Annotated in this window: 3 protein-coding genes; all 3 read right to left on the bottom strand. The window is 61.6% G+C overall.

The window, feature by feature from the left end; translation table 11 throughout:
- Positions 1-101: 101 nt before the first annotated feature.
- The 3 genes from IBX54_RS13765 to IBX54_RS13755 all read right to left on the bottom strand — a co-directional run bounded on the left by IBX54_RS13765 (position 102) and on the right by IBX54_RS13755 (position 3228).
- On the bottom strand, positions 102-689 hold the full coding sequence (locus tag IBX54_RS13765; protein WP_296543226.1) for a hypothetical protein: 588 nt from the start codon (positions 687-689) through the stop codon (positions 102-104).
- Positions 690-767: 78 nt separating this feature from the next.
- Positions 768-2063, bottom strand: a complete 1296-nt coding sequence (locus tag IBX54_RS13760) for an aminotransferase class I/II-fold pyridoxal phosphate-dependent enzyme (RefSeq protein WP_296543225.1) — start codon at positions 2061-2063, stop codon at positions 768-770.
- Positions 2064-2121: 58 nt separating this feature from the next.
- Positions 2122-3228: a sulfate ABC transporter ATP-binding protein gene (locus IBX54_RS13755; protein WP_296543224.1), complete on the bottom strand. Its 1107-nt coding sequence runs from the start codon at positions 3226-3228 to the stop codon at positions 2122-2124.
- Between the last annotated feature and the right edge of the window lie 142 nt (positions 3229-3370).

Below are 3370 nucleotides of genomic sequence, written 5' to 3'. Positions count from 1 at the left end.
GATCGCCGCGCTTCGCTCGCGATGACGGTTCAAGGTCCGTGTGCGGTATCGGGCCGGATTCGGCTGGCTCGCAGTGACGACAAAGCGCTTTGCCCCGGGGCTTATTTCAGCTTGCCCAGGGACTGGCGGAATTCTTCCAGCCGGGTCTCGTAGTCGGCGGCATCGCCGTAGTCCAGAAACCGGTTGTAGTGGCCATGGGTGCCCAGAATCTTGTGGGCGTGTTTGATCGGGCAAAAATAGGCTTCGGTGCGGGCCAGAATCTCGCGCATGTAACCCATCAGCCCGTTGCCGTATTCACAGTAGAAGCAGTGAAATTTCTCGATGAAATTGAGGTACTCCAGCTGCGCCCGGTCAAACACCAGGTAGTCGCTGCGGCGCACCTTGGTGATGCCGTAAATCGGAAAACAGCTCCACTGGTAAAAACTCACGCACAGGTCGAGCAGCATCAGCGGCACGATCATGCTGTAGATGATGGGGCCGGTGATCAGGTTTTGCGGTCGGTTGCTGACCAGCCAGCGGAAGAAGTTCTTCTTTAATTTACGGTGTGCCGCCTTGATCGAGCCCTCAAACTCCACGCGCTTGCCCTTGATCTGGAAAAACATGCTGCTTTCCTGCGCATGGACGGCCTCTTTCAGCTCGGCCTCCAGTGCGGCCATTTGCGCCAGTAGCTGGCTGATTCGATCGTTCATGGTGCTCCCGGTGGTGAAACAGACGGCACAGGAGCCGGCGCATGGGCAGGTGCCCGATGCGCCGTCAAACTGGCGCTCTTACACGGCCGCCAGCGCCTGCGTGAGGTCGGCCAGCAGGTCGTCAATGTGCTCGATGCCAATCGACAGCCGCACCGCATCTTCAGGGATGCCCGCCTTGGCCAGTTCTTCAGCAGAGAGCTGGCGGTGCGTGGTGGAAGCCGGGTGCGTGGCCAGCGATTTGGCATCGCCAATGTTAACCAGCCGGGTGAACAGTTGCAGCGCGTCCAGAAAAGCCGCGCCGGCCACGCGACCCTGCCCCGGTGCGGCCTTGACGCCAAAGGTGAACAGGCCGGAAGCCTTGCCGCCCAGGTATTTTTGCGCCAGCGCGTGATCGGGGTGGTTGGGCAAGCCGGCGTAGCTGACCCAGGCCACCTTGGGGTGATTTTGCAAAAACTGCGTGATCTTGAGCGTGTTGTCGTTGATGCGGTCCATGCGCAGCGCCAGCGTTTCGATGCCCTGCAAAATCAGAAACGCGTTGAACGGCGACAGCGCTGCACCGGTGTTGCGCAGCGGCACCACGCGGGCGCGGCCAATGTAGGCGGCCGGGCCCAGCGCTTCGGTATAAACCACGCCGTGGTAACTTTGGTCGGGCTCGTTCAAGCGCTTGAACTTGGCCTTGTGCTCAGCCCACGGGAACTTGCCCGAGTCAATGATGGCACCACCAATGCTGTTGCCGTGGCCGCCCAGATATTTGGTGAGCGACTGCACCACAATGTCGGCGCCGTGCTCGATGGGGCGCAGCAGGTAGGGCGTGGCCACGGTGTTATCGACAATCAGCGGCGTGGCGTGGCGGTGCGCCACTTCAGCGATGGCGGCAATGTCGGTCACGCGCCCTTGCGGGTTGCTGATGGATTCGATATAGACGGCTTTGGTCTTGTCGTCGATCAAGGCCTCCAGCGCGGCCAGGTCGCCGGGGTCAACAAAACGCACTTCAATGCCAGAGAGCGGAAAGGTGTGCGCAAACAGGTTGTACGTGCCGCCATACAGCGCGTTGCTGGCCACAATGTTGTCGCCCACTTCGGCAATGGTCTGAATGGCGTAGGTAACCGCCGCCGAGCCCGAAGCCAGTGCCAGGCCCGCAATGCCGCCTTCCAGTGCGGCCACACGCTGCTCGAGCACGTCGTTGGTCGGGTTCATGATGCGGGTGTAAATGTTGCCCGCCACCTTCAGGTCAAACAAATCCGCGCCGTGTTGGGCGCTGTCAAACGCGTAGGCCACCGTTTGGTAAATTGGCACCGCCACCGCTTTGGTGGTGGGGTCGGGGCTGTAACCAGCGTGAACGGATTGGGTTTCGAATTTCCAGGATGGGGACATGGGTTGACTCCTTGGGTTGTTGAAATGGATGCGTGATCAGTCCGGATGGTAGCGTCTGTCAGGATGCCACAAACACCCGCGCCCGGCGCGGTGTCAGCACCAGCGTGTCGCCCTCTTTGAAGTCGAGCTCGCGGTAATGCTGGGCCGGGATCTGGGCTTCGATGATGTCGCCGCTGCCGCTGGCCGAGCTGTCCAAAGGCAGTAACTCCAGCCGCGCAATCGGCCCGATCGTCATGGCGCGGGTCAGCTTGGCGACAATGCCGCGCGGCTGCTCGGCGGCGCTCAAGCCCGCCACGTAACGCTGCACATCGAGGTCGTGCGGGCGCACGTAGGCAAAGGCCTGGCTGTCTTGCACCGCGCTGTGCTCGGGGGTGGCCAGGCGAAAGCCCTGGTGGTCTTCGCCAATCAGCATTTCACCCTCGTGGGCGCGGCCGTGGAACAGGTTCACGTCACCCAGAAAGCCATACACAAACGGGCTCGCCGGGTGATCCCAGACCTGTTGCGGCGTGCCAATTTGCTCCACCACGCCGGTGTTCATCAGCACCACGCGGTCAGACACTTCAAGCGCTTCTTCCTGGTCGTGGGTGACAAAAATACTGGTCACATGCAGGTCGTCGTGCAGGCGGCGCAGCCAGCGGCGCAACTCCTTGCGCACCTTGGCATCGAGCGCGCCAAAGGGCTCGTCGAGCAGCAGCACCTGCGGCTCCACCGCCAGCGCACGCGCCAGGGCAATGCGCTGGCGCTGGCCGCCCGAGAGCTGCGACGGGTAGCGGTCGGCCAGCCAGTCGAGCTGCACCAGGCCGAGCAAGTTGTGCACTTTTTGCTTGATCACGGCCTCGCTCGGGCGTGTGGCGCGGGGCTTCATGCGCAGGCCAAACGCCACGTTGTCAAACACGCTCATGTGGCGAAACAGCGCGTAGTGCTGAAACACAAAACCCACATTGCGTTCGCGCACATGCTTGTCGGTGGTGTCTGCGCCGTTGAACAAAATATGGCCCTGGTCGGCGGTCTCCAGCCCGGCGATGATGCGCAGCAGCGTGGTCTTGCCGCAGCCAGACGGCCCCAGCAGCGCGACGAGTTCACCGGATTCGATGTCAAGGTTCACATCACGCAAAGCGTGGAAGTTGCCAAAGTCTTTGCTGACGTTGCGGATTTCAATGCTCATTTTTTGTTCAATCAAGTGTTGTCATTGCGTGCGAAGCGCGGCAATCCAGCAAGGCATGGATCGCCGCGGCCTGCAGCCTCGCGATGACAGTGTTATTTGCGTCACTGCGAGCCATCCGTACCCGGCCCGATACCGCACACGG

This window comes from Rhodoferax sp. (genome assembly GCF_014859475.1).
In the GTDB taxonomy this organism is placed as follows: domain Bacteria; phylum Pseudomonadota; class Gammaproteobacteria; order Burkholderiales; family Burkholderiaceae_C; genus Rhodoferax.
This window is presented reverse-complemented; position numbering and strand designations above follow the sequence as displayed.

Coding starts and splice junctions, on each gene's coding strand:
- IBX54_RS13765 (WP_296543226.1), bottom strand. CDS start 689: ATGAACGATCGAATCAGCCAGCTACTGGCGCAAATGGCCGCACTGGAG.
- IBX54_RS13760 (WP_296543225.1), bottom strand. CDS start 2,063: ATGTCCCCATCCTGGAAATTCGAAACCCAATCCGTTCACGCTGGTTAC.
- IBX54_RS13755 (WP_296543224.1), bottom strand. CDS start 3,228: ATGAGCATTGAAATCCGCAACGTCAGCAAAGACTTTGGCAACTTCCAC.